The organism is Denitrificimonas caeni (assembly GCF_905120345.1).
Lineage (GTDB): Bacteria > Pseudomonadota > Gammaproteobacteria > Pseudomonadales > Pseudomonadaceae > Denitrificimonas > Denitrificimonas caeni_A.
Window position 1 is genome coordinate 133,457 of record NZ_CAJHOA010000004.1, and the last position, 20,513, is coordinate 153,969.

The window sequence follows — 20,513 nt, forward strand, 5'->3', positions numbered from 1 at the left end:
AGCACTTATACAAATCATAGTCAATAAAAAACCGCCCTAAGGCGGTTTTTTATCAACACTGTACATCTTTACAAATTATAAGCCATTTTTAGCTTTAAATTCGCGACGACGACGGTGCAGAACGGGCTCGGTGTAACCATTAGGCTGATCACGACCTTGCAGTACCAACTCCAGTGATGCTTGGAACGCAATGTTGTCAACAAAGTTCGCGGCCATTGGCTTATAGATTGGATCATTCGCATTCTGACGGTCAACAACGACAGCCATCCGCTGCATGGTTTCAACAATTTGCTCCTCAGTGACAATACCGTGGCGCAACCAGTTGGCCATGTGCTGGCTAGAAATACGTAGGGTTGCACGGTCTTCCATCAAACCAACATCGTTGATATCCGGTACTTTCGAGCAACCAACACTGTGGTCAATCCAGCGCACAACATAGCCCAAGATACCTTGTGCGTTGTTGTCTAGCTCGTTCTGAATCTCTTCAGCAGTCCAATCAGTGCTTGGCGCCAAAGGAATCGTCAGGATATCGTCTAATGAAGCGAACTCACGCGTCTTCAGCTCTTCTTGGCGCGCAAAGACGTCTACTTCATGGTAGTGCAGTGCGTGCAGAATCGCTGCGGTTGGTGAAGGTACCCAAGCGGTATTTGCACCGGCTTTTGGATGGCCAATTTTTTGCTCAACCATCGCGGCCATTAGATCCGGCATGGCCCACATACCTTTACCGATTTGTGCAACGCCTGACAGTCCTGTTGCCAGTCCTGTATCAACGTTCCAGTCTTCGTAGGCAGCAATCCACTTCTCACCGCGCATGGCTGTTTTACGAACCATTGCGCCCGCTTCCATAGAGGTATGAATTTCATCACCGGTACGGTCAAGGAAACCTGTGTTAATAAACACGACACGCTCTTTCGCTGCAGCAATACAGGCTTTCAAGTTGACTGTAGTGCGACGCTCTTCATCCATAATGCCCATTTTCAGGGTATGACGCGCCAAACCTAAAACATCTTCAGTGCGATCAAATAACTCATTAGCAAAAGCGGCTTCTTCTGGACCATGCATTTTTGGTTTAACAATATACATGCTGCCAGTACGACTGTTTTGACGGGTGGTATTGCCATTTAGGTTATGCATGGCAATCAAACTGGTGAACAGTGCATCCATAATGCCTTCTGGCATTTCATTACCTTGCTCATCAATAATCGCTGGGTTAGTCATCAAGTGACCAACGTTACGAATGAACAACAATGAACGACCGTGCAAAGTCACTTCGCCACCGTTTACTGTGGTGTAAACGCGATCTGGACTCATCACACGCGTAAAGGTTTTATCGCCTTTGGTAACGCTCTCCGACAGATCACCTTTCATCAGGCCTAACCAGTTACTGTAGACCAGTGTTTTGTCATCCGCATCAACCGCAGCGATGGAGTCTTCGCAGTCCATAATGGTGGTTAAAGCCGCTTCAACCAATACATCTTTGATACCGGCAGCATCGGTTTGGCCGATCATACTGCTTGCATCAATTTGAATTTCAAAGTGCAGACCGTTATTTTTCAACAGCACAACGCTTGGCGCTGCAGCATCACCTTGGAAACCAATCAGCTGTGCATCATCACGTAAACCTGTGTTACTGCCGCCTTTTAGGCTGACAACCAGTTTACCATCTTCGATACGATAGCCGCTTGCATCAACATGCGAACCAGCGGCCAACGGTGCAGATTTGTCTAGGAAAGCACGGGCATAAGCGATGACTTTGTCGCCACGTACTTTGTTGTAACCCTTGCCTTTCTCTGCGCCGTCTTCTTCACTGATCACATCAGTGCCGTATAGAGCGTCATACAAAGAACCCCAACGCGCATTGGCGGCGTTAAGGGCAAAACGTGCGTTAGTTACAGGTACCACCAATTGTGGACCTGCCATACGAGCAATTTCGTCGTCAACATTTTGTGTGCTGGCTTGAAAGTCTGCTGCTTCTGGCAGCAAGTATCCAATCTCTTGCAGAAATGCTTTATAGGCTACTGCGTCATGAGTTTGGCCCTTACGTGCAAGGTGCCACTCATCAATTTGTGCTTGTAAGGCATCACGTTTTTCTAGCAGGGCACGATTTTTCGGTGCAAGGTCTTTTAACACCTTCGTTGCGCCTTCCCAGAACTGCTCTGCAGTCAGGCCAGTGCCTGGAATAGCTTGGGTGTTAACGAAGTCATATAAAACTTTGGCGACCTGCAAGCCACCGACTTGAACGCGATCAGTCATTTTTGCCTCACTCTGCTTGGAAAAGCCTCAAATAAAACGGCCATTAGGCCATGTAGTGCATACAGATAAATACTACATGAATATTTGAAAAAAAGCAGAGAGAAATACGTAGCGCCGTTTTGTAAGCACTTTGTCACAGACAAAAAAAACTCCGAATCTCACAAGGGGGGAGAGATTCGGAGTATAAGTCCGGACTGCTAGGGGAAGTCCGGATATCTGCCAACATAAAACACATCAAGGAGTATCAACAATGGCCTTATCAGCCATCTATATACTCTGACTAAGCAAATCAGCAGATAGTTCCCAACTGTCATTAAATAATTTTAATGTGCCTGATCCCAATTATCGCCCACCCCAGCCTCAACGATCAATGGCACATCTAAGGTCGCACCAGCACTCATGAGTGGCAGCAGACCCGCGCGTAATTCATCCACTTGATCTTCACGGACCTCCAGCACCAGTTCATCATGTACTTGCAGAATAACCCGTGCATCAAGACCTGAATCAGCCAACCACTGGTCGACCGTAATCATCGCGCGCTTAATAATATCCGCGGCACTGCCCTGCATCGGTGCGTTAATCGCCGTGCGCTCAGCACCTTTACGGATAGCAGCGTTCTTCGCATTAATCTCTGGCAAATATAAGCGACGACCAAATAAGGTTTCCACATAACCCTGCTCGCTGGCTTGGGTACGTGTACGTTCCATGTAGTCCAACACGCCAGGATAGCGAGCAAAGTAGCGATCCATATACATCTTAGCTTGGCCACGATCACAACCAATCTGTTTAGCCAAACCATGTGCACTCATACCGTAAATCAAACCAAAGTTAATCGCTTTAGCGCTGCGGCGCTGGTCATTGGTCACCTCATCGAGTGGCACACCAAACACTTCTGATGCGGTGGCCTTATGTACATCACGATCATGACGAAAGGCATCGAGTAAACCAGGGTCTTGCGCCAAGTGCGCCATAATTCGCAGTTCAATTTGCGAATAGTCAGCGGCCAGTAACTTATAGCCTTTAGGCGCGACAAACGCCTGACGAATACGACGACCCTCGGCTGTACGGATCGGGATATTTTGTAAATTTGGATCGCTAGATGATAAACGCCCGGTCGCGGTGACCGCTTGGTGATAGCTGGTGTGGATACGTCCTGTCAGTGGGTTAATTTGCTCAGGCAGACGGTCTGTATAGGTACTTTTCAACTTGCTCAGGCTACGGTACTCCATCAGTAGCACAGGCAACTCATGACCTTGCTCAGCCAGTTCAGATAACACCGCTTCTGCAGTGCTAGGCTGACCTTTGGCTGTTTTGGAGAGCACAGGCAGACCCAACTTTTCATACAGCACCACGCCCAGTTGCTTAGGCGATGCCAAATTAAATTCTTCACCGGCAATTTCAAAGGTTTGCCGCTCAAGCTCGGTGAGCTTGGCCGCTAATTCTAAACTTTGCACACCCAACAAGTGCGCGTCGACCAAAGCACCGTAGCGCTCGATGCGCGCCAAGACGGGCATCAGCGGCATTTCAATATTATCCAACACCTCACGTAGCGGCGGGATGTCCTGCAACTCTTTGATTAAACGATTGTGCAAACACAAGGTAATCTCAGCATCTTCCGCAGCATAAGGCCCAGCAACGTCTAAGGAAATCTGATTAAAAGTCAGCTGTTTTGCGCCTTTGCCGGCAACATCCTCAAAACGAATGGTGCTGCGATTTAAATAGCGCAGCGCCAAATCATCCATATTATGGCGCGTCACTGTGGAGTTAAGCACATAGGACTCCAGCATGGTATCAAAACGCACGCCCTGCACATTAATACCGTAACGGGCCAGCACATTGATATCGTACTTACCGTTTTGGCAGACCTTAGCAATCGCTGGATCTTCTAACAAAGGACGCAAGGCAGCTAAAACATAATCTTGATCCAACTGCTGCGGTACACCCATATAGTCGTGGGCGATTGGCACATAAGCACCCTCGCCTTCAGCGACTGCAAAAGAAATACCCACTAAACGTGCTTGCTGGGCATCGACACTGGTCGTTTCGGTATCAAAAGCAAACAGCGTGGCTGTACTTAATCGTTGCAACCAGTCGACAAAGGCATCTTCCGTTAAAAGGGTGTGAAATGCCGCTTGATACTCAGGCTCAACTGCAGCAACTTCTGTGTCTATTGTCGGCTCAGCAAATAAGTCATCCACAGCGGAACGGGCTGCTTGAGCTTTTGGTTTGGGAGCCACTGCTGGCGTAGCACTACGACGACGGATTTCATCTTGCCAACTTTTAAACTGTAAACGCTCATACAGCTCCAGCAAAATATCATCTTGCGGTGGCTGCATCTGCATCTCATCAATATTAAGATCCAGCTCAACATCCAGCTTAATCGTGGCTAACTCACGTGATAAGTAAGCCATATCACGGTTGTCTAACAACTTTTGACCTAAGGTTTTTGCACCCCGAATCGGCAATGTAGCAACTTGATCGATACTGTTATAAATCGCATCCATATCACCCAAGCCCACCAGCAAACCCAATGCGGTTTTCTCACCAACGCCCGGTACGCCAGGAATATTGTCAGACTTATCGCCCATTAAGGCCAAGTAATCGATAATCAACTCAGGGCCAATACCAAATTTTTCCACCACTCCAGCACTGTCCATCGTGGTGTTGTACATCGTGTTAACTAAGGTGACATGACCATTAACCAACTGCGCCATATCTTTATCACCGGTGGAGATCACCACAGGGCGTTCAGCTAAAGTACTGCTACGCGCTAAGGTGCCTATCACATCATCCGCTTCCACACCTTCCACGCATAAAAACGGAAAACCTAACGCCTGCACACACTGATGTAAAGGCTCAATCTGTACACGTAAGTCATCCGGCATCGACGGCCTTTGCGCCTTATATTCAGCAAAAAGCTCATCACGAAAGGTCGGTCCCTTGGCATCAAAAATCACCGTAATCACGCTATCTGGATATTGCTTACACAAGCTACGCAGCATATTAAGCACACCTTTCACAGCACCAGTGGGCAACCCTGCAGATGTCATTAACGGTGGCAACGCATGAAACGCGCGATACAAATAAGATGAACCATCAACCAAAACTAAAGGGGCCTGAGACATGCGGATATTCAACCTTAACGAAAACACTTAATGATAAACACGATACGTGCTTAACAAGCATACAGGCAATCACTAACACCTCCCACTGTGCGGCGGGGTATTGGCAGCACCACCCAAGCTAAACTAGTGCAGAATCAGCTATCAATCCTAGATTTTGCTAGGATAGCAATTGCTGCTTATTGATTATGAGCATTCTCACCGTACAGCCTAGGAGTTTTAGATGAGTGAAAAACTTAACAGCGATGCACTGCAAGCGCTCAAAATTGCTTTCAACTATATGCCTAAAGCCATTGAAGTCACCAAATATGAATACGGCGAGCACTACAAAGTAGTTCTTGAGCATATTGAGACAGTTAAAGAAGTACTGCTAATGAATGATGTTGATCCGGAAGAAGTCTATGGCGAGGTCAACCCTGAACATACGCCGAACTCGTCATACTGAATAACGGCTCTTGAGTTAAGTTAAGAAATCCCGAGAAAAATTTGTCGCGCAAGCGCTGCTCTGGCAGAGTGTTTTATCGCTGCGCTAGCCGCGTATATGGCAACTCTGCCGCTTTAAGCACTGTTTAATAGACAATAATAAGAAGGGTATAACGATGACCGATACTTGGCTTCCTTCGCTAATCACCGCCACGCCTCAAGAAGGCTTTGAGCTGGCAATCACCCTGAGTCGTCGCGGCGTGAAATACACGCAACCAGATATGGAGACTCTAAAAGCATTGCGTAATGACTATGCACAATCTGCTGATGGACTAACGGCTGCCTCTCAAGTGATCGCGATTAACTTCCAAACCGTCTCTGCAGCCAATAACTACTGGCGCAGCTAATCTTGCACTGCTCAGGCGCAGCCACCAACTATACGCACCTGCTTACTTGGTCGCCTGCGCCTTAATGTCCGCAAGATTCTGTGCATCTAACGCACCAATCTCAAATTGCGTTTGTGCAATCCACTCAAAAGCGCGCTGATTGAGTTCGGCAATCGCGCGTGGGCCTTCACCCTCGATATACATCGCTGGACCAATCACTACATCAATCACCCCTGGTTTCTTACCCCAGCCGGCTTTCGGCCAAAACATCCCAGCATTATGGGCAATAGGTAGCACGGGCAAGCCAGCATTCGCCGCTAAAGAAGCACCGCCGCGGGAAAACTTACCGATTTGTCCTGTCGGAATTCGCGTTCCTTCAGGAAAAATCAGCACCCAACAGTTCTGTTGTAGACGATCAGCACCTTGTGTTGCCAGTTGCTTCAATGCTTGTTTGGGGTTTTCACGGTTAATCGCAATCGGCTTGAGCATGGCCATGGCCCAACCAAAAAAAGGTACGCGTAACAGCTCTTTTTTTAACACTTGGCTCAATGGCTGAAAATACGCTGATAAGAAAAATGTTTCCCAAGTGCTTTGGTGCTTAGACAAAATCACGCAACGCTGGCTGGGAATATGCTCAGCGCCGGTCACTCGATAGTCCAAGCCAATCAGGTGCTTCGCCAAACCCACGGCAAAGCGACACCAATACACATTGATAAAACGATAGCGTGCCGGAAAGGATAAAAACGGTGCGACCAGCAAGCCAATAGTGCACCAAATAAAGGCACTTAAACTCAGCAAAACGTAGAAAACTGCGATTCTTAATCCGTAGATAACGCCCATACTGTTCGGCCTTTAGCGTAGTAAATGATCGGCAACTGCTGATAAGTCAGCAAAAATTAAAGTAGTGTCTGGCAGCGGTTGTTCACGAGTCTGCGCGCCTTTACCGCTGCAGACTAAAACCGGCTGCGCATTGGCGGCAACAGCGGCTTGCAAGTCACGTAAGCTATCACCGACAAACCAAACGCCGTCCAGCGCTGTTTGATAGTGCTCAGCGACCTGCTCCAACAAGCCCGCTAATGGTTTACGGCACGTGCAGCCATCATCTGGACCATGCGGACAATAGGTAATTAACCCTAGATGACCACCACGTTGCTGTACTGCATCACGTAACACTTGATGCATAGAGTCCAGGGTCGGCACGCTATAGTAACCACGCGCTAAACCCGACTGATTGGTAGCCACTGCCACAGTCCAGCCTGCGCGACTTAGGCGTGCAATAGCATCGAGTGCGCCCGGCAACGGAATCCACTCAGCCACAGTTTTAATATAATCGTCTGAGTCGTAATTAATCACGCCATCACGATCGAGAATGATCAACTTCATGCTTAGTCCTTTAACTGGATGAACGCACGACAGGGCACGCACATCCAGTCTCTTGCAGAGTATTAATCCAACACAGAAATATCTGCTACACCTAAGAACAGTCCACGTAACTGTGCCAATAATGCATGGCGGTTAGCGCGGATATCTGGGTCTTCAGCGTTGACCATAACCGCAGTAAAGAAGGCATCAACCGGCTCATGTAAGCTCGCTAATCGAGTCAATGCTGCAGTGTACTGACGACTTGCTGCCAACGGCTGCACTGCTTGTAACGCTTGCTGTAAAGCCGCGTACAGAGCAAATTCAGTTGGACTATCGAAGTAGTGTGCTTGTACCGCTGTCGTTTGCTGCGTAGCACTTTTACCTAACAGATTAGACACGCGCTTATTCACTGCCGCCAAAGCTTGTGCTTCTGGTAAAGCACGGAAAGCCTGTACTGCCTGCACTCGCTGGTCAAAGTCCAGCGGTGACATTGGATGCAGTGCCCGCACCGCTTGGTAGACAGCCACATCAACGCCAGCATCTTCATACCGAGCACGCAGACGGTCAAAAATGAAGTCTTGAACCTGTTCAGCTAAACCGTTGCTATTGATTTTATCGCCGTACTGAGCAATCGCCATCGCGACCAACTCTGACACATCAACATCCAATTGTTTTTCAATCAGAGTACGCAAAATACCTAAAGCGGCACGACGTAATGCATAGGGGTCTTTACTACCGGTTGGCAACATGCCAATACCAAAAATACCCACCAACGTGTCTAACTTGTCTGCCACTGCTACCGCCGCACCGGTTAAGGTGGTTGGTAATTCAGCGCCAGCACCACGTGGCATATATTGCTCGTTAAGCGCTAGAGCAATATCACCTTCTTCACCATCATTTTGTGCATAGTAGAGACCCGCAATACCCTGCATCTCTGGGAACTCACCGACCATTTCTGTAGCGAGGTCACACTTCGACAACAAACCTGCACGCGCTGCATGCACAGGGTTGCCGCCAACTTTATCGGCAATAAAACCAGCCAGTTTGGAGACTCGAATGGCTTTATCGTAAACGCTACCCAGTTGCGCTTGGAATACGACATTCTTTAGACGCTCATTGAACGCTTCAAGCGGCTGCTTTTGGTCTTGTAAGTAGAAGAACTCAGCATCCGTTAAGCGTGGGCGTACAACTTTCTCATTACCTGAGATCACTTGTTGTGGATCACGGCTCTCAATATTGGCCACCGTAATAAAGCGCGGCAATAACGCACCATTACTATCGAGTAAACAGAAATACTTCTGGTTATCTTGCATGGTAATAATCAAAGCTTCTTGCGGTACATCCAAGAAGTGCTCTTCAAATGAGCAGACCAATGGCACCGGCCATTCAACCAACGCAGTCACTTCATCCAATAAGGCTGGCGGTACAATTGCTGTGCCCTGCTGCTCAGCAGCCAGCTCATCAATACGCTTTTGAATCAGACTACGGCGCTCAGCAAAATCAACCAGCACGTAGGCTTTCCGCAATGCTTCCACATAATCACTGGGCTGATTAAGTACCACATCAGTGTTGTGATGAAAACGGTGACCGCGTGAAGCACGGCCTGCGGTTTGCGCCAGAATGGTGCAATCAACCACATCACTACCAAACAGCATCACCAACCATTGGGTTGGGCGAACAAACTCTTCTTTACGTGCGCCCCAGCGCATACGCTTAGGAATCGGTAATGCACTCAACGATTCTTCGACAATACTCGGCAGTAAAGCAACCGTCGCTTGGCCTGGAATATGTTGTTCAAAGCGTAACTTAGCACCACTGCGATCAATTTCGCTGATATCAACGCCACACTTACGGGCAAAACCCAGTGCTGCTTTAGTGGGCTCGCCCTGTTCATCAAAGGCCGCTTGTAGTGGTGGACCATCCATGGCTTGGCTGCGATCGTCTTGACGCTCAGCCAGCTGGCTAATACATACTGCTAAACGGCGTGGTGCAGCATAGACTTGCACTTTACCGTGGCTTAGGCCGGCGGTTTTTAAACCTTTAGTGATGCCATCTCGGAACGCATTGGCTAAGGTATTGAGAGCTTTAGGGGGTAACTCTTCAGTACCTAACTCAACTAGAAAGTCACGTGCACTCATTGTTCAATCTCCAACTTAGCCAACACTTCATCACGTAATGCCTCCGTTGCCATTGGGAAACCCAGCTTGGCACGCGCTTCTAAATAACTTTGCGCTACGGCACGCGCCAAGGTGCGCACCCGTAAAATGTAACGTTGACGCTCTGTCACAGAAATAGCACGGCGCGCATCCAGTAAATTAAAGGTATGCGAGGCTTTTAAGACCATTTCATAGCTCGGTAGCGGCAGATTTAAAAGACTGAGACGACTGGCTTCACTTTCATAAAAGTCAAACAGCTCAAACATCTTTTCTACGTTGGCATGTTCAAAGTTATAGGTGGATTGCTCGACTTCGTTCTGGTGGAAGACATCACCATAGGTCACTTTACCGAACGGGCCATCCGTCCAGACCAAGTCATAGACTGAATCAACCCCTTGGATATACATCGCCAAGCGCTCGAGGCCGTAGGTGATTTCACCGGTCACGGGGTAGCACTCAATGCCACCGACTTGCTGGAAGTAGGTGAACTGGGTGACTTCCATGCCATTAAGCCAAATTTCCCAGCCCAAACCCCATGCACCTAAAGTTGGCGATTCCCAGTTGTCTTCAACAAAGCGGATATCGTGCACCAAAGGATCAATACCAATATGGCGCAAAGACTCTAAATAAAGCTCTTGAATATTGTCTGGATTGGGTTTGAGCACCACTTGAAACTGATAATAATGTTGCAAGCGGTTGGGGTTATTACCGTAGCGGCCATCGGTTGGACGGCGTGAAGGTTGCACATAAGCAGCGTTCCAGGTTTCTGGACCTAGAGCACGTAGAAAGGTTGCGGTATGGAAGGTGCCAGCACCCATTTCCATATCGTAGGGTTGCAGTACCACACAGCCCTGCTCAGCCCAAAAGCTCTGCAAGGTAAGAATCAGATCTTGGAAGGTACGCACGGCGGCGGTTGTCTGGGTCACGTTATTATATCCACTGTTAAAGACGGGCAGAAAGTTCGAGAGTATACCTCAAGGATGGCTATTTTCGCAGCGGGCATTCATCGCCACAGTGCACATTATTGATATTGGATTGCTTAGATTGTTCTGTCATCCGCTTAATCAATGCGCCACCGTAACGGCTTAGGCGTCCATCCTGCTGGCAACTGCGCTGTTATATTGACCGCTCAGTTCTCATCATCGCTATCACTTGACCGCTGCAAGCAAACCCTCTAAAACAGAGATCACATTGATTTCCGGCGAGCTAAAGCATGTCCAACAACACTCCTCTAGCTGCGCTAAACGACTTATTCAGCGTGCAACAACAGGCCTTTCAAGCGCAACCCATGCCCAACGCCAGCCAACGTATTGAATGGTTGCAGGCATTACGGGCTGTTCTCGCCAGCGAGCAAAAAACACTCGCCGAGACCATCAGCGCGGACTTCAGTCATCGCAGTCATGATGAAACGCTGTTAGCCGAATTAATGCCGAGTTTGCAAGGTATTGATTATGCGTGTCAGCGGATTAAACGCTGGATGAAACCCGCAAAACGTAAAGTTGGCTTAGCCTTTCAACCGGCATCGGCGCAGGTGGTGTATCAGCCGCTCGGCGTGGTTGGAGTGATTGTGCCGTGGAACTACCCGCTATTTTTAAGCATCGGCCCATTAACTGGCGCGTTGGCGGCAGGCAATCGGGTGATGATCAAGATGAGTGAAAACACGCCACGCACCGCGCAACTGCTCAAAGAATTATTAGCTCGCGTGTTTCCAGAAGATCTCGTCTGCATCGTGCAAGGCGAGACGGATGTGGCAGCAGCTTTTTCCGAGTTGCCGTTTGATCACCTACTGTTTACTGGCTCCACCAGCGTCGGCAAGCAGGTGATGCGTGCCGCAGCTAAGAACCTAACACCTGTCACCTTAGAACTGGGCGGCAAATCACCGGCGATCATCAGTGCTGACGTGCCTTTAGCCGAAGCGGCGCAGCGCATTGCCTTTGGTAAAACCGTCAACGCTGGACAAACATGCGTCGCGCCCGATTATATTTTAGTACCGCAAGCGCGAATGAATGAGTTTGTCGAAGCCATGCGCAACGCCGTACTCAAATTTTATCCAACCTTAGCCGACAATCCAGATTACACAGCGATTATCAATCCACAGCATCTACAACGTTTACAAAGCAGTATTGTCGACGCCACTCGCCAAGGCGCAACAGCGATAGCCATTCACCCAGAAGGCCAAGGCCAACGCTTGCCACTGACCTTACTGCTGAATGTCACCGATCACATGCGGGTCATGCAAGAGGAAATTTTTGGACCCATTTTACCGATTGTCGGCTATACATCACTGAATGATGCCTTAGCTTATATTCGCCAGCGGCCACGGCCTTTAGCGCTGTATTACTTTGGTTATCAGCGGGACGAGCAACAGTATGTTCTCGATAACAGTCATGCTGGTGGCGTCTGTATCAACGACACCTTATTGCATGTAGCACAGCATGACTTGCCATTTGGCGGGATTGGGCCGTCGGGCATGGGTCACTATCACGCTCATGAAGGTTTTTTAACTTTTAGCCATAGCAAAGCAGTGTTTAGCAAGCAGCGGTTTAATGCCGCTAAATTAATTTACCCACCTTATGGCGGCTGGTTACAAAAGCTGATTTTAAAATTCTTTTTACGCTAAGCGCACTGACTGCAAGGCCATCCCATGCTGCAACCTAGCCACAATAACGATTTTTCTCGACGCAATTTTCTTAAGCTCAGCGCTGTGTCAGCGGCAAGTTTAAGCATGCTCAGTTTGTCAGCCAGCCTGACCGGCTGCAGTCGAGAGCCTGCCAGCAGCGGCTTTTTAGTGTTGCGCAGCGATGATCTTGTCTGTCTTAGCGCACTGCTACCGGTGTTGTACGTTGGCGCGCTGCAGGCGCAGCAGATGCAGAGCCATGTACAAAACGCACTCAGCGCTATTGATCACAATTTAGCCAGTTTTTCCCCAAGCATGCGCAAACTAACGCTACAACTGTTCGACAGTCTAAATAACCCGCTGACTCGCGGTCCTCTGACGGGTGTCTGGGGCTCTTGGGCAAACGCGACCGCAGCAGATATTCAACAGTTTCTAAAGCGTTGGCAAAACAGTCGCTTCGATCTATTAAAAATGGGTCATAACGCCTTACTGCAGCTGGCCATGCTCGCGCATTATGGTCAGCCGAGCGCTTGGCAACACTGCGGCTACCCAGGCCCACCACTGTTGCATTAACTCAACCTTGCTCAGCAAAAATACTTTTATATAACAACCCTAACGAGAGCCGCTATGCCCATTGCAGACCCCTTCTTACACGGTATCGACAACGGCTGGCAGGTACGCAATGCGTCGTTATTAGAAAGCGATCTGCAATTGGAGTTCGACGTCGTCATTGTCGGCAGCGGTGCTGGCGGTGCAACCAGCGCTGAACTATTAAGTACTGCTGGCTTACGGGTATTAATCGTTGAAGAAGGGCCACTGCGCACCAGCAGTGACTTCAAGATGCAAGAGCCTGCCGCGTACGCAGAGCTCTATCAAGAAGGCATGGCGCGCATGAGTAAAGACGGCGCCATAACTATTATGCAAGGCCGCGCTGTCGGCGGTACTACGCTGATTAACTGGACCTCAAGTTTTCGCACACCACCAGCAACCCTCGAACATTGGGCGCGCGAACATGCGGTCAGCGGTTTAAGCAAAGAAGCGTTGCAACCTTGGTTTGAGAAAATGGAACAACGCCTCGGTGTCGAGCCTTGGCAAATAGCCGCCAACGCCAACAATGAAGTGATCAAACGCGGCTGCGACGCTTTGAACCTGAACTGGGCGGTGATTCCACGCAATGTGCGCGGCTGCATGAATCTAGGCTATTGCGGCATGGGTTGCCCGATCAATGCCAAGCAATCGATGTTGGTCACCTGTATTCCTGCCAGTTTAAATAACGGCGGCGCACTGCTGTATTTAGCCCGTGCCGAGCGCTTAATTATTGATAAGGATCGCGTGCAACACTTGGAATGCCACGCCTTAGATGCGCGTGGCGTAGAGCGCACTGGGCGCAAGATTACAATTCGCGCCAAGCACTATATTTTAGCCGGTGGCGCTATCAATACGCCGGCGATTTTATTACGTTCAAACGCCCCCGACCCTTATCAACGCTGCGGTAAACGCACTTTTTTACATACGGTTAATTTTTCCGCAGCACAGTTTTCCGAACCTGTTAACCCCTTTTACGGCGCACCGCAATCGATTTATAGTGATCACTTCCAGTGGCGCGATGGCGTTGACGGTCCCATTGGTTATAAGTTGGAAGTGCCTCCTTTACATCCCGCTTTTGCCGCAACAATCCTCGGCAGCTATGGCGAAGTCAGCGCGCAACGCATGGCGCAACTGCCACACACCCATATGATGATTGCCTTAATGCGCGATGGTTTCCATCCCGACAGCGCCAGCGGTACAGTGGAACTGCGCAGCGATGGCAGCCCCGTACTGGATTATCAAATGACCCCGTACACTTGGGATGGTATCCGCCGCGCCTATCACAGCATGGCTGAAATACAGTTTGCCGCTGGGGCCAAAAAAGTTTTCCCAGTACACGCTGATGCGGACTATGTAGCCGATTTAAACAGCGTACGCACACTGATTAACCGTCTCGACTTATCGCTGTATCGCACGCGCCTTGGCAGTGCCCATGTGATGGGCGGCTGCGCCATGAGTGACGATACAACGCTGGGGGTGACGAATAGCTCGGGAGGGCATCATCAGTTGGAAAACCTATCCATCCACGATGGCTCTTTATTTCCGACCAGCATTGGTGCCAACCCTCAGCTGTCCATTTATGCCTTGTGCGCTTTACTCACTGATCAGCTGATTCAGCGCCTCAATGTTTAGGATCAAGAACACATCAGACTTGGATAGCCGACAGACAAAACGACGCGTAAACTGATCATCACTCTCTGGGCTTTTATGTCTAGAACTGCTACTTATAGTCGCACACCATTCATGTTTTACCCTTGTGAGATTGCGCATGTCCGTTTGGAAGTCATTCCGCTCGCTATACTTTGCCACTTTGTTAATGCTGCTCGGCTCCGGTTTACTGAGCACCTATCTAGCGTTGCACGTTGCTGAACGTGCTGACGGCATCTGGGTGGGTGCGTTAATGACCGGCTTTTATTTAGGTTTGGTCTTAGGTGGCAAAATCGGTCACCGCCTTATTGCGCGAGTGGGCCATATTCGCGCCTACGTTGCCAGTGCCGGCATCGTCACTGCGGCGGTATTACTGCATGGCCTAACGGAAAATTTGTATGCTTGGCTGCTGCTACGGGTGCAAGTCGGTTTGGGCATGATGTGCATGTATATGGTGGTAGAAAGCTGGCTCAACGAGCAAAGTACCTCCAATGAACGCGGCATTGTGTTCTCCGGTTACATGATGGCTTCTTACCTCGGCATGGTCTTAGGTCAATTGGTGTTAGCCGCCGTGCCCGACCTGAACATTAACTTGCTGCTATTTGTCGCGCTGTGCTTTGCTTTATGCCTTGTTCCCGTCGCCCTGACCCGACGTATTCACCCCGAACCTTTGCGTCCAGCACCCCTTGAGCCGCGCTACTTTTTACAACGTGTGCCGTTATCCATGCTGACCAGCTTAGTCTCTGGTGCGATGGTTGGTGCTTTTTATGGTTTAGCGCCGCTATATGCCAGTCGGATTGGTTTGCCTACGCATATGATTGGTCTATTTATGGCCACCTGTATTGTCGCTGGCTTGCTGGTGCAAGGACCGCTGGGTTGGTTATCAGACCATTTTGAGCGGCCCACGTTAATCCGCGTTTGCAGTGCACTACTGATGTTGATTGCACTACCGCAGGCGTTATGGAGTGACTTGCCGCTACCCTTGGTGTTTGTCGGTGGCAGCTTATGCTGCATGTTGTTTTTTAGCTTATATCCGTTGGCAGTGGCTTTCGCTAATGACAATATTGAAGCAGAAAAGCGTGTCTCGTTAACTGCGGTGCTGCTGACTACTTTTGGTGTGGGAGCCAGTATCAGTCCATTGTTGGTCGGTGTGCTGATGAAAACACTAGGACCCAATATGCTCTACGTGGCGTTTAGTTTATGTGCCATGTTGATTGCTGTGCGCGTACGTCCGCAGGTGATTAGCGGCGAGCACCTCACGCAGGAAGCGCCTTTACAGCACATATTCATGCCGGATGGTATTACCAGTTCGCCCTTAGCCGCAGCACTTGACCCTCGTATTGAAGAAAGTCATGTGCAAGAACAGATGCAAGATTGCCCGCTGACCGATGTTGCTGAGTACTCTGAAGAGCAACACTATTAGTCAATCAGCACGCCACCGTTGCATTGCTTGGCTCAGCAAGTGCTCAATAGCCGCAGCACTGATTGACTGCTGCTATGACTCGGTAAACGCTGGGGTATCCGCAAAACCAGTCGAGACTAACTGTAGCATGATGTTTTCTTTGAGCGGCGGCGCAAATAAAAACCCTTGAATCAAATCACAACCCATCATTTTCAATAATTTAAACTGCTCAATCTCTTCGACACCCTCGGCCACGGTCGAGAATTGAAAATGGCGCGCCATATCAATCACGGTGCTGGTTAAACGCTGATCCTGCGCATTGGTATGCATTTCGGAGACAAAAGTACGATCAATTTTAATCACTGAAACAGGTAAATTTTTTAAATACGCCAGCGAAGAATAGCCCGTGCCAAAATCATCAATAGCAATACCCAAACCCGCAGCAGCGAGGCTGTGCAATTGTCGCATCGCTAACGGTATATCTTGCATCAAGCCGGACTCAGTGACTTCAACTTCTAAAGCATGGGTCGGTAAACCTGCCTGCTGAACAGTATCAATCAGCCACGCAGCAAAATCCGGCTCCATCAGCTGTGCACTGGCGACATTCACCGCAACAGTAAAATGGTCATCTACCGCCTGCTGTGCACGCCAGCGCACAATGGCAGCAAGCGCTTGCTGGATCACCCATTTACCAAGGCTGACAATAAAACAATTGGCCTCAGCAATGGGAATAAACTCTGCCGGCGACACCCGTCCAAAAACTGGATTGTCCCAACGCAGCAATGCCTCAACCCCACGCACCGCTCCGGTGAGCACATCAACTTTCGGCTGATACAGCAGGTGTAACTCATTATTATCAATCGCAGCGTACAAAGCATCACTGAGTTGATTTTTGCGCCACAAGCTATTTTCCAAGGTTTGATCATAGCCTTGCCACTGACTGTCAACAGCCGGCAACGCAACTGCAGCCATACGCACCATTTGCTCAGCGTTACGCTCAGCACTCGATCCACTCACGCCAATTCGCGCACGCACATGCACCGATAACTGCTGAACATTCAGTGGCGCTTGGATAACGCCCAACAAGCGCAGAGCAATCTGCTCAGCCAACTCATCACTGACGATGCTTTCACAGAGTACGACCCATTTATCCGTACTCCATACTCCCAGCAGGCGTATCGGCAGATCAGTTAGTTGCTGGACATGCACAGACAGTGCACAAAGAGCTTGGTCCATGATGTCATAGCCATGCAGACGACCCATTTCATCCAGTCCTTCTAAGGCAATAAAAAAGGTCAGCAACTCTTTTTCTTCACTGCGCAATTGGGTGATGGTTTCTAGAATGACATGACGATTCGGCAGTGTTGTCAACGGATCTTGGCGCGAGAGGATTTTCAGTTCACGCGTACGCTCTGTGACCAAGCTCTCTAGCAAATCAGCTTTTTTCATGCGCTCACTGAGCAGTCTCTGCAGCTGCAAGGTGTTATGGATACGTTGCAAGACTTCGATATGATTAAAGGGTTTGGTTAAAAAATCCTGTGCGCCCAACTGCAAGGCTTGATGACGAGTTGCTTCATCAATTTGCGCGGTTAAAACGATAACCGCCGGCGTTTGCTCACCCCACTGTTTAGTCAGCAACTCTAACAACTCGAGGCCGCTAATACGGGGCATACGAATATCCAACAAGATCAAATCAGGACGTTTTTTGTGCACCCGCGCCTCAACCTGCAGAGGATCTGTCATACCTTCAACAGTGCTATAGCCTTCATCTTCGAGTAGGTCCATCAGCAACTCAACATTCACTGGGTTGTCATCGACTACCAAAATATCAGCGCTACTAAAGAGCGCGCTAAGAGCGGTCATATAAGATCCTGTTGCGATAAAAGTTGTTGGATATGCTGTGTCAGCCTATTTAAATCAAACGGTTTACTGTAAAAACCAGCAAAACCTAATGCGCCCGTTTGCTGCTTATCTTGAACAGAGCAAGTGGCTGAAATAGCTAAGAGCGGTATAGAGCGGGTCAATGGATTATTTTTAAGCATACGCCCCAACTGAAAACCATTCATGCCAGGTAAATCAATATCGAGTAAAATCAGCTGCGGCGATCCTGAGCAGGCCAGTTCAAAGCCTGCTTCTGCCGAGCCGACACAGAGCAATTGCACATTACCCATATCACCGCATAACTCTTGCATCAAGCGCTGACTCCCTGGGTTATCTTCGATATACAGCACTTGGTATTTCTTAGGCAGCGGTTGATATGTTGCAGAATGAGACACGACAGCCGCATCTGAAATGCGCGGCGAAGCAACCGATAACAATGGCAATTCAAAATAAAAAACACTGCCCTCGCCGACCGTTGACTCCACATGAATATTGCTCTGCATCAAACGCGCCAGCTTGCGAGTTAGTGCCAAGCCAACACCCGTCCCTTCAATACTGCTGTGTTCTGCACCCAAACGATTAAAGGGTTCAAAGAGTAGGTCAAGTTGCTCCGCAGCAATACCTATACCGGTATCGCGGACACTAATACGCACCATTTCTTGGCGCAACTCACAGCTAAGAACAACTGACCCATCGGGTCGATTATATTTAATCGCATTACTTAATAGATTTATCAGAATCTGTTTAAGACGAGTGTAATCGGCCTCAACAAAGCAGTCTTGAGCCTCTGCGAATTGCACCTGCAGACTGATATTATGGCTGGAAGCCAAGGAACGAATAATATCCAACGTATCATCGATCACTTCTTGCAGATTAACCGGCTCAAGCGACACCTGTGTATAACCCGCCTCAATGCGCGCTAAATCCAACACTTCATTGATTAAGTTCAATAGATGCTGACCACTACGCAAAATCTGCTCCACCTGCCGCTGCTGACGCTCAGCCAGCGGCTGCTTACCGTTGCCTAGTAATTGCGCAAAGCCCAAAATAGCATTGAGCGGCGTACGTAGCTCATGGCTCATTGATGACAGGAAGTCAGTTTTCGCTTTACTGGAGCGCTCAGCCAAGTCACGTGCGGCTTCAATCTCTTCAGTAAAGCGCTTCTGCTCATTTAGTTGTCGATACAAATTAATCAACAATGCACAAGTGGACGTGAAAGGCTTAAGCCACTCAATCAAGCCCTCATCATAATCCTGAGCAGCATTAGCAATCGCATACATACCAATCACTTCACCACGGTCGACAATAGGCACGCCTAAATAACGGCGTAGTACTGGATGGCCTTCGGGTAAGGAACCGCCACGCGGGTCACTTAACATATCATTACTGAGTACGGTTTTCCCGTCGGCAAACACCTGTCCCAGCATGCTGTGTGGACCGCTCAGCAACATTTCTCCATCACGCAGTTGCTGCATCAACTGTCGGGTCGGCTCATTCCACGACAGATCACTGATGGCGTGTATTTTTAAAGCTGGCGCGCCTTCTTTAGTAATGACCTCACCAATTAATGCGTATTCGCTTTGGGTCAGATTTTTAAGCGCTTCTTTTAAAAACTGCCACAGCGTATTGCCCGACAGTAACGCATGGTAATCCGTCAGCCCACGGTGCAAGACTTGTAACAGTGAGCGCTCGTGTTGCTCGCGCGCGCGCGCCGCCGCTACCGCCCTTAAATCTGATAAAATACCGATAAACTCTCGATTAGCTGGCGCCGACGGATCACCATCATTCTGCACTTCACTGACAGCTAAGTGCACTGGAATATGTGTGCCGTCTTTATGCTGTGCAGCTACTTCGCGACCGCTGCCGATCACGTGCTGCTCACCGGTTTTTTGATACGTAGATAAATAGCCATCGTGCTGCGATGCCCAGTGCTCCGGCATCAACATTTTCACGTTACGACCTAAAACCTCCTCACGCTCATAACCCAGCATACGTAACGCTGAATCATTCAGCTGTAAAATGTGGCCATACCCATCAATACGCACAATACCCGCCGCTGCGCTTTCAATAATAGCGGCATAGCGAGCATTACTCGCGGCACTTTGCTGAGTCTGCAAAGCGAGCTGAATCGTACGAGAATGTAAATACAACAGTTGCTCAGCTTGGCGTGCTAATAAAATAAAAAGATGCTGATCAGCTTCGTTCAAGTGACGCGGCTGGGTATCCATCAAACACAAGGTGCCGACGTTAGCGCCATTTTCAGCACGAATCGGCATGCCGGCATAAAAACGAATATGTGGTTTACCAATAACGAAGCGACTGTTGGAAAAACATGGGTCTAAAAGTGCATCTTCAACAATAAACAGATCATTAAACTCAATCGCACAGGTACAAAACGAACCCTGTCGCGGTAGCTGGTTAGCACTCACACCAACACGAGACTTAAACCATTGTCGATGCTCATCCACCAACGAAACTAAAACCATTGGCATATCAAATAAGCTGGCAGCAACTTGAGTCAGGTTATCAAAGGCAGGGTCAGCATCAGTATCTAAAATCTGTAAATCGCGCAGAGCCTCTAAACGCTGTGCTTCAGTGTTTTGCAATGACATATCAAACATCAATTAGGCCCTCGGAGAGCAAAACCAGCAACAATGGGCAAATACTACAGCGATC

Annotated in this window: 14 protein-coding genes; 6 read left to right on the top strand and 8 right to left on the bottom strand. The window is 49.0% G+C overall.

Annotation, left to right across the window (positions count from 1 at the left end):
* Positions 1-75: 75 nt before the first annotated feature.
* Together JYJ62_RS08780 and polA are read right to left on the bottom strand one after the other, a co-directional pair.
* The gene (locus tag JYJ62_RS08780) at positions 76-2,253 is read right to left on the bottom strand and encodes a malate synthase G (protein WP_205341834.1); all 2,178 of its coding nucleotides are present in this window, start codon (positions 2,251-2,253) and stop codon (positions 76-78) included.
* Between the two features lie 323 nt (positions 2,254-2,576).
* Positions 2,577-5,378 (bottom strand): DNA polymerase I, encoded by a 2,802-nt coding sequence (gene polA / locus JYJ62_RS08785; protein WP_205341835.1) that lies wholly within the window; start codon positions 5,376-5,378, stop codon positions 2,577-2,579.
* Between the two features lie 220 nt (positions 5,379-5,598).
* Here polA and JYJ62_RS08790 point away from each other — a divergent pair, with 220 nt between their 5' ends.
* Positions 5,599-5,820, top strand: coding sequence for a hypothetical protein (locus JYJ62_RS08790; protein WP_205341836.1), 222 nt, complete (start codon positions 5,599-5,601; stop codon positions 5,818-5,820).
* A 154-nt stretch (positions 5,821-5,974) separates the two neighbouring features.
* Complete coding sequence (locus JYJ62_RS08795) at positions 5,975-6,205, top strand: hexameric tyrosine-coordinated heme protein (protein WP_205341837.1); 231 nt, start codon at positions 5,975-5,977, stop codon at positions 6,203-6,205.
* 42 nt (positions 6,206-6,247) lie between these two features.
* Here the strand turns inward: JYJ62_RS08795 and JYJ62_RS08800 are convergent, their stop codons facing one another.
* The 4 genes from JYJ62_RS08800 to glyQ form a co-directional block, all read right to left on the bottom strand.
* The gene (locus JYJ62_RS08800) at positions 6,248-7,024 is read right to left on the bottom strand and encodes a lysophospholipid acyltransferase family protein (RefSeq protein ID WP_205341838.1); all 777 of its coding nucleotides are present in this window, start codon (positions 7,022-7,024) and stop codon (positions 6,248-6,250) included.
* Positions 7,025-7,036: 12 nt separating this feature from the next.
* The gene (gene gmhB, locus JYJ62_RS08805; protein ID WP_205341839.1) at positions 7,037-7,567 is read right to left on the bottom strand and encodes a D-glycero-beta-D-manno-heptose 1,7-bisphosphate 7-phosphatase; all 531 of its coding nucleotides are present in this window, start codon (positions 7,565-7,567) and stop codon (positions 7,037-7,039) included.
* 62 nt (positions 7,568-7,629) lie between these two features.
* Positions 7,630-9,684, bottom strand: coding sequence for a glycine--tRNA ligase subunit beta (gene glyS / locus JYJ62_RS08810; RefSeq protein ID WP_205341840.1), 2,055 nt, complete (start codon positions 9,682-9,684; stop codon positions 7,630-7,632).
* Complete coding sequence (glyQ, locus tag JYJ62_RS08815; RefSeq protein WP_205341841.1) at positions 9,681-10,628, bottom strand: glycine--tRNA ligase subunit alpha; 948 nt, start codon at positions 10,626-10,628, stop codon at positions 9,681-9,683. The genes glyS and glyQ overlap by 4 nt, the downstream gene beginning before the upstream one ends.
* A gap of 287 nt (positions 10,629-10,915) precedes the next feature.
* Between glyQ and JYJ62_RS08820 the strand changes: the two genes are divergently transcribed.
* The 4 genes from JYJ62_RS08820 to JYJ62_RS08835 all read left to right on the top strand — a co-directional run bounded on the left by JYJ62_RS08820 (position 10,916) and on the right by JYJ62_RS08835 (position 15,977).
* The gene (locus JYJ62_RS08820) at positions 10,916-12,322 is read left to right on the top strand and encodes a coniferyl aldehyde dehydrogenase (RefSeq protein ID WP_205341842.1); all 1,407 of its coding nucleotides are present in this window, start codon (positions 10,916-10,918) and stop codon (positions 12,320-12,322) included.
* Positions 12,323-12,346: 24 nt separating this feature from the next.
* Positions 12,347-12,892 carry a twin-arginine translocation signal domain-containing protein gene (locus JYJ62_RS08825; RefSeq protein WP_205341843.1) on the top strand — a complete coding sequence of 182 codons (546 nt, stop codon included), beginning with the start codon at positions 12,347-12,349 and terminating at the stop codon, positions 12,890-12,892.
* Positions 12,893-12,946: 54 nt separating this feature from the next.
* On the top strand, positions 12,947-14,539 hold the full coding sequence (locus JYJ62_RS08830; protein WP_205341844.1) for a GMC family oxidoreductase: 1,593 nt from the start codon (positions 12,947-12,949) through the stop codon (positions 14,537-14,539).
* A gap of 136 nt (positions 14,540-14,675) precedes the next feature.
* On the top strand, positions 14,676-15,977 hold the full coding sequence (locus JYJ62_RS08835) for an MFS transporter (protein WP_205341845.1): 1,302 nt from the start codon (positions 14,676-14,678) through the stop codon (positions 15,975-15,977).
* Between the two features lie 72 nt (positions 15,978-16,049).
* On the opposite strand, the gene JYJ62_RS08840 is transcribed toward JYJ62_RS08835, so the two are convergent.
* Both JYJ62_RS08840 and JYJ62_RS08845 read right to left on the bottom strand, forming a co-directional pair.
* Positions 16,050-17,819, bottom strand: a complete 1,770-nt coding sequence (locus JYJ62_RS08840; RefSeq protein ID WP_205341846.1) for a putative bifunctional diguanylate cyclase/phosphodiesterase — start codon at positions 17,817-17,819, stop codon at positions 16,050-16,052.
* On the bottom strand, positions 17,816-20,449 hold the full coding sequence (locus JYJ62_RS08845; RefSeq protein WP_205341847.1) for an ATP-binding protein: 2,634 nt from the start codon (positions 20,447-20,449) through the stop codon (positions 17,816-17,818). The genes JYJ62_RS08840 and JYJ62_RS08845 overlap by 4 nt, the downstream gene beginning before the upstream one ends.
* Positions 20,450-20,513 lie beyond the last annotated feature (64 nt).